The following is a 6,614-nucleotide window of genomic DNA, read 5'->3' as shown; positions in this document are numbered from 1 at the left end:
AATGGAATTTGGATGTCCAATTTCCATTGAATTTGCGGAAGTTCTCCACAGGACCCGGAACCTGTCCACATCCTTCGGCGTGTCGGGCGCCGGACACGCCGGGGGATCGCAGTTTCAATTGAAACTGTGGTGCAGGTCCGTTCCGCCACGGGTGGTTCGCCGGGGCGACGGGGGTGTGTGGGAAGGTTCGGGCGTGCGGATCGCGAGCTGGAACGTCAACTCCGTCGGGGCCCGGTTGCCGAAGCTGATCGACTGGCTGGGCACCGCCGAGCCGGACGTGCTGTGCCTGCAAGAGCTCAAGTGCGCCGAGGACGCGTTCCCCTACGACGAGGTCGGCGAGCTGGGCTACGAGGTCGCCGCGCACGGCACCGGGCGCTGGAACGGGGTCGCGGTGCTGTCCAAGGTCGGCATCGACGACGTGCGCCGCGGACTGCTCGACGAACCCGGCTTCATGGCCGACGGCGCGATGTTCGAGTCCCAGGAACCGCGGGCGATCGGCGCCACCTGCGGCGGCGTGCGCGTGTGGTCGGTGTACGTGCCCAACGGCCGCGAGGTCGGCCACCCGCACTACGACTACAAGCTCCGCTGGCTCGACGCGCTGCGCGCCACGGCCGCCGAGGAGCTGGGCGAGCTCCCGTGGACCGTGCTCGGCGACTTCAACATCGCGCCGACCGACGCCGACGTCTGGGACATCGCCGAGTTCGAGGGCTGCACGCACATCACCGAGGAGGAGCGCAAGGCGCTCACCGCGCTCGGCGAGGTCGGCCTGACCGAGGTCTACCCGCGCGCCCTGAAGTACGACGTGCCCTTCACCTACTGGGACTACCGGGCGCTGCGCTTCCCCAAGAACCAGGGCATGCGCATCGACCTGGTCTACGGCAACGAGCAGTTCACCGGAGCGGTCACCGACGCCTACGTCGACCGCGAAGCCCGCAAGGGCAAGGGAACCTCCGACCACACCCCGGTGGTCGTCGACCTCACCCTCCCCTGACGGGGCGTACGGTCTCAGAGCCCGTCTTCGACGGCTAGCTCTTGATCTTCGTCTTTGATTCGCCGCCAGGCGAATGGCCCACCCTCGCAACCGGCACCGCCGCGGGTTCTCAGAGGTCGCCTGGCGAGGACAGCCCTTTTGCCGTGTATTGGCATACATAAAAAAGGGATCCCGCAGCCAGGCGTCGTCTGAGGTTCCGCCACCCGCACCGCCACGCAAGGTGGGTCTGGAACACCGCATTCACCTGCGTTCGGGCTCGAACTCGTCGAAGATCAGCCAGGTGTGGCAGGTGCGGACTCCTGGTAGCGACTGGATGTGGTCGAAGACCAGGTTCCGCAGGGTCACGTTGTCCTCGGTGCGCACGCGCACCACGATGTCGAACTCCCCCGCCACCAGCGCCACGTGCTCGACGGAGTCGATCTCGGCGAGGCGGCGGGACACCTCGCGCCAGGTGTCCTGCTCGATGGACAGGCCGATGAGCGCCGCCGTGCCGAGTCCTGCCTTGGTCGGTTCGACGTGGGCGTGGAAGCCGGTGATCACCCCGCTGCCGATCAGGCGGTCCACCCGGCTGTGCGCGTTGGTGCGGGAGATGTTGACCTGCTCGGCCAGGGTGCGGATGGACATCCGGCCGTCGCGGACCAGCTCGTCCACGATGCGCGCGTCGATGTCGTCCAGCGCCGGTGCCGTTCGTCCGGCCCGCCCGCCCCGGACAGCGTTTTCACCGGACGCTTGGTCCACCATGACGTACTCCTGTAGCCGTTCGTTGCGAGTTCTCGCCGATGACTTGTATCACATGGCCCGGCTGGCCGACTATCTCAAGCCAGTCGTCCAATGGAGGTGTCGGCCGTGGAATGGCTTCCGTCGAGCAGTCCGGTGGGGATGCTGGACCAGCCCGATCCGAACTACCCGGTGCCGGAGCCGTCCCGGCTGCTGGCCGCGTACCGGGCGATGGTCGTGGGCCGCAGGTTCGACGCCCAGGCCACCACGCTCACCAAGCAGGGCCGTCTCGCGGTGTACCCGTCCTCGCGCGGCCAGGAGGCCTGCCAGGTCGGCGCTGCGCTGAGCATCGGCGCGCAGGACTGGCTGTTCCCGACCTACCGGGACTCGGTGTCGCTGGTGACCCGCGGCCTCGACCCGGTCGAGGTGCTCACGCTGCTGCGCGGTGACTGGCACTGCGGCTACGACGTGCCGAGCACCCGCACCGCGCCGCAGTGCACCCCGCTGGCCACCCAGACCCTGCACGCGGTCGGCTTGGCGCACGGGGAGGCCCGCAAGGGCCGCGACACCGTTGCGCTGGCGCTGATCGGCGACGGCGCGACCAGCGAGGGCGACTTCCACGAGGCGCTCAACTTCGCCGCCGTGTTCAAAGCCCCGGTGGTGTTCCTGGTGCAGAACAACGGCTATGCGATCAGCGTGCCGCTGGCCAAGCAGTCGGTCGCGCCTTCCTTGGCGCACAAGGGGATCGGCTACGGCGTGCGCAGCGAGCAGGTGGACGGCAACGACGCGGCGGCCGTGCTGTCAGTGCTGGACACCGCCGTGGCGCACGCCCGCTCCGGCGGCGGGCCGTTCCTGGTCGAGGCGCACACCTACCGCATGGAGGCGCACACCAACGCCGATGACGCCGGGCGCTACCGCGACGCGGCCGAGGTCGAGCAGTGGCAGCAGCGGGACCCGATCGACCGGCTCGAGCGCCACCTGCGCGAGGGCGGGCACCTCGACGACGCAGCCGTCGAGCGGATCGCCGCGGAGGCCGAGGAGTTCGCCGCCCAGGTCCGCAGCCGGATGCAGGTCGAGCCGACCGCGGATCCGGAGGACCTCTTCCGCCACGTCTACGCCGAACCGACCCCGCAGCTGCAGGAGCAGCTCGCCCAGCTCCGAGCCGAACAGGAGGCGCAGTGATGGCACCGACCAGCATGGCGCAGGCGCTGAACGCGGCGCTGCGCGACGCCATCGCCGAGGACGACGACGTGGTGGTCTTCGGCGAGGACGTCGGCAAGCTCGGCGGGGTCTTCCGGATCACCGACGGCGTGCAGGACGCCTTCGGCGAGGACCGCTGCTTCGACACCCCGCTGGCCGAGTCCGGCATCGTCGGGTTCGCGGTGGGCATGGCCATGGCCGGGTTCCGCCCGGTGGTGGAGATGCAGTTCGACGCCTTCGCCTTCCCGGCGTTCGAGCAGGTCGTCTCGCACGTGGCGAAGATGCGGAACCGGACGCGCGGGGCGGTTTCGCTGCCGATCGTGATCCGGGTTCCGTTCGCGGGCGGCATCGGCGGCGTGGAGCACCACTGCGACTCCAGCGAGGCCTACTACGCGCACACCCCCGGCCTGAAGGTGGTCGCCCCGGCGACCCCGGCGGACGCGTACTCGCTGCTGCGCGAGGCGATCGCCGATCCGGATCCGGTGGTGTTCCTGGAGCCGAAGAAGCTCTACTGGTCAAAGGATGACGTCGAGCTGCCGGTCGAGACCGAGCCGCTCGGGCGTGCCGTGATCCGCCGACCGGGCCGGGACGCCACGCTGATCGCCTACGGCCCCGGCGTCCCGCTGGCGATGGAGTCCGCGGAAGCCGCCGCCGAGGAGGGCTGGGACGTCCAGGTGGTCGACGTGCGCAGCCTGGTGCCGTTCGACGACGAAACGGTCGCCGCCGCGGTGCGCGAGACCGGGCGCTGCGTGGTCGTGCAGGAAGCGCAGGGATTCGCCGGCGTGGCCGCGGAGATCGCGGCCCGGGTGCAGGAGCGCTGCTTCCACTCGTTGGCCGCGCCGGTGCTGCGCGTATCCGGTTTCGACATCCCGTACCCGCCGCCGAAGCTCGAGCACAGCCACCTGCCGAACGTCGACCGGGTGCTGGACGCGCTCGCGCGGCTGCAGTGGGACGACCAGCCCGACGCGAAGTGGCTCGAACTGCAGGAGGGAGCGGCGTGAACAGCGCAGTGCCGACCCCGCCCAACGGCGGAACCGCGTTCACCCTGCCCGACTTGGGTGAGGGGTTGACCGAGGCGGAGATCGTCCGCTGGCACGTCGCGGTCGGCGACCGGGTGGAAGCCGACCAGGTGGTGGCCGAGGTGGAGACCGCCAAGGCGGTCGTGGACGTGCCCTGCCCGCACGCCGGTGTCGTCGAGGCGCTGCACGGCGAGCCCGGTGACGTGATCGCGGTGGGTTCGCCGCTGACCACGATCGCCGGCGCGGACGCCCCGCACGAGCAGCACCGGACCGAGGAGCGGGCCGGATCGGGCAACGTGCTCGTCGGCTACGGGACCGGCGGTGCGAAGCGGCGGCGCCGGAACCGGATCCGGCCGGTGCACGTGGTGCCGCAGGCCAACGGTGCAGCGCGCAGTGCTGGGGCTCCGCGGGTGCTGTCCCCGATCGTGCGCCGGCTCGCGAAGCAGCACGCCGTGGATCTGTCCAGTGTGGATGGATCTGGTCCAGGCGGGGTGATCTTGCGCCGCGACGTGGAGGCGGCCCGAGTTCCGGAACCGCCGGTCACCGAACCCTCTGGCGAAACCCGCGTCCCGCTGCGGGGTTTGCGCGGTGCGGTGGCCGACAAGCTCACCCGCAGCCGCCGGGAGATCCCCGACGCCAGCACGTGGGTGGACGTCGACGCCACCCTCCTCCTGGAAGCCCGCGACGTGCTCAAGCCGCGCGGCATCGGCCTGCTGGCGCTGCTCGCGCGGTTCTGCGTCGCCGGGCTGCGCCGGTTCCCGGAGCTCAACGCATCGGTGGACGCCGACCGCAACGAGATCGTCCAGCACAGCCGCATCGGTCTCGGCTTCGCCGCCCAAACCCCGCGCGGCCTGGTGGTTCCGGTGGTCCGCGACGCGCACGAGATGACCACCGCGCAACTGGCCGAGGCGATCTCCCAGCGCACCGAACAAGCCCGCGAGGGAGAGCTGGGGCCGAAGCACCTGACCGGAGGCACCTTCACGCTCAACAACTACGGCGTGTTCGGGGTGGACGGCTCGACGCCGATCATCAACCACCCGGAGGCGGCGATCCTCGGCGTCGGCCGCATCGTCGACAAGCCCTGGGCCTTCCAGGGCGAACTGGCGCTCCGCAAGGTCACCCAGCTGTCCCTGACCTTCGACCACCGGGTTTGCGATGGCGGTACGGCCGGGGGTTTCCTCCGCTACCTCGCCGACTGCGTGGAAAATCCCGTCACCGCCCTCGCCGACCTCTGACCGGCGCATCGCCTCGGAGGTGCCCCACACCTCCGAGGCGATGCGCTCCTGACGGGTAGGATGAGCGCAGAAGGTGCGAGCGGGACGACCCGTGAGCGAGAACGCGAGCAGGGACGGCCCAGCAGATTGCGGGCACACGTCTTTGCGGACAGCATCCACCTTCCGGAACGTCATCACCCCCGCCGTGCTCTTCCGGCTCGCGCTGGGCTGGGGTGCCTTCGCCGCCGTCCTCACCGCTGAACCGGTCCTGTCGGCACATCTTCCGAGCCCGCTGCTGGTCGGCGTGCTCGTCGGCATCACCGCCGTGATCATCGTCTGCGCCTTCGGCGTGGTCGCCGAAGCCGAGCACCTGGCGCACCGCCTCGGCGACCCCTACGGCACGCTCGTGCTGACGCTGTCCATCGTGCTGATCGAGGTCGTGCTGATCTCGGCGGTGATGCTCGGCCCCGGGGAGCACCTCACCATCGCACGCGACTCCGTGATGGCGGTGTCGATGATCATCCTGAACCTCGTCATCGGCATCGCCCTGCTCGTCGGCGGCATGCGGCACGGTGCACTCGAGCCCAACCGCACCGGGGTCTCCTCGTACCTGTCCCTGCTCGTGGTGCTCACGACCCTCGCCTTCGTCCTGCCCGGCCTCATCGGCTCGGACGGCGCCTACGGCCGCGGGCAGGAGATCCCGATCATCGCGCTGACCGTGCTGCTGTACGCCTTCTTCCTCCACTTGCAGATGGGAAGGCAGCGGGCGGACTTCCAGGAGGTCTCGCCGCGCCACAGCGTCACCGGAACGTCCGACGCCGTGGCGGTCAGGCGCCCGCCGATCACCGAAGTCCTGTCGCAGCACCGCAAGGAGGTGGGCCTGCGGGCGGTCACCCTCGTGATGACCGTGCTCCCCATCGTGCTGCTCTCGCACGACATGGCCGCACTGCTCGACGACGGTCTCGATCGCGCCGGCGCTCCCGTCGCGCTGTCGGGCATCCTCATCGCCATGATCGTGTTCCTGCCCGAGACGATCACCGCCGTCCGGGCCGCGCACGCCGGTGAGATCCAGCGCGTGAGCAACCTCTGCCACGGCGCGCTGGTGTCAACGGTCGGCCTGACGATCCCCGCAGTGCTGACCATCGGGCTGCTGACCGGGCAAACCGTCGTGCTCGCCGAGGATCCGACCAACCTGGCGCTGCTGGGCGTCACCCTCCTGCTCTCGGTCACGACGTTCGCGGGCAAGAAGGTCACCCCGCTCCACGGAGCGGCGCACCTCCTCGTCTTCCTGATCTACGGACTCACCGTCTTCTCGTGACCCCCTAACCCGACCAGGCCCCCAGAACCCGCGGTCCGCCACGGGTGAAGTCCGCAGTTTCAATTGAAACTGTGCACCACCGGCGTGTCGGGCCCCGACACACCAGGCCGTGTCGGGATTCCCGCAAATTCAATGGAAATCAGACGTCCGATTTC

At 69.8% G+C, this 6,614-nt stretch carries 6 protein-coding genes; 5 read left to right on the top strand and 1 reads right to left on the bottom strand.

Annotated features, from left to right (window positions below; genetic code table 11):
* Positions 1-193 precede the first annotated feature (193 nt).
* On the top strand, positions 194-991 hold the full coding sequence (locus ABTZ89_RS33580) for an exodeoxyribonuclease III (protein ID WP_270951006.1): 798 nt from the start codon (positions 194-196) through the stop codon (positions 989-991).
* A 240-nt stretch (positions 992-1,231) separates the two neighbouring features.
* On the opposite strand, the gene ABTZ89_RS33575 is transcribed toward ABTZ89_RS33580, so the two are convergent.
* The gene (locus ABTZ89_RS33575) at positions 1,232-1,732 is read right to left on the bottom strand and encodes an Lrp/AsnC family transcriptional regulator (RefSeq protein WP_270951007.1); all 501 of its coding nucleotides are present in this window, start codon (positions 1,730-1,732) and stop codon (positions 1,232-1,234) included.
* Positions 1,733-1,822: 90 nt separating this feature from the next.
* On the opposite strand from ABTZ89_RS33575, the gene pdhA reads away from it, so the two are divergent.
* The 4 genes from pdhA to ABTZ89_RS33555 all read left to right on the top strand — a co-directional run bounded on the left by pdhA (position 1,823) and on the right by ABTZ89_RS33555 (position 6,459).
* Positions 1,823-2,890, top strand: a complete 1,068-nt coding sequence (pdhA, locus tag ABTZ89_RS33570) for a pyruvate dehydrogenase (acetyl-transferring) E1 component subunit alpha (RefSeq protein WP_502949635.1) — start codon at positions 1,823-1,825, stop codon at positions 2,888-2,890.
* Entirely contained in the window at positions 2,890-3,909 is a 1,020-nt protein-coding gene (locus ABTZ89_RS33565; RefSeq protein WP_351052381.1) for an alpha-ketoacid dehydrogenase subunit beta, read from the top strand. The genes pdhA and ABTZ89_RS33565 overlap by 1 nt, the downstream gene beginning before the upstream one ends.
* Positions 3,906-5,162, top strand: coding sequence for a dihydrolipoamide acetyltransferase family protein (locus tag ABTZ89_RS33560; RefSeq protein ID WP_351052379.1), 1,257 nt, complete (start codon positions 3,906-3,908; stop codon positions 5,160-5,162). The genes ABTZ89_RS33565 and ABTZ89_RS33560 overlap by 4 nt, the downstream gene beginning before the upstream one ends.
* A gap of 91 nt (positions 5,163-5,253) precedes the next feature.
* Entirely contained in the window at positions 5,254-6,459 is a 1,206-nt protein-coding gene (locus ABTZ89_RS33555) for a calcium:cation antiporter (protein ID WP_351052376.1), read from the top strand.
* Positions 6,460-6,614 lie beyond the last annotated feature (155 nt).

The sequence above is a fragment of the Saccharopolyspora sp. NPDC002686 genome (assembly GCF_040295745.1).
Classification (GTDB): domain Bacteria; phylum Actinomycetota; class Actinomycetes; order Mycobacteriales; family Pseudonocardiaceae; genus Saccharopolyspora; species Saccharopolyspora oryzae.
The sequence above is the reverse complement of the archived record's forward strand: the minus strand, read 5'-3'. Positions and strand labels throughout refer to the sequence as shown.

What these genes read in the sequence shown, in the direction of transcription:
- ABTZ89_RS33575 (WP_270951007.1), bottom strand. Translation starts at nt 1,732, where the DNA reads ATGGTGGACCAAGCGTCCGGTGAAAACGCTGTCCGGGGCGGGCGGGCC.
- ABTZ89_RS33565 (WP_351052381.1), top strand. Translation starts at nt 2,890, where the DNA reads ATGGCACCGACCAGCATGGCGCAGGCGCTGAACGCGGCGCTGCGCGAC.
- pdhA (WP_502949635.1), top strand. Translation starts at nt 1,823, where the DNA reads ATGGAGGTGTCGGCCGTGGAATGGCTTCCGTCGAGCAGTCCGGTGGGG.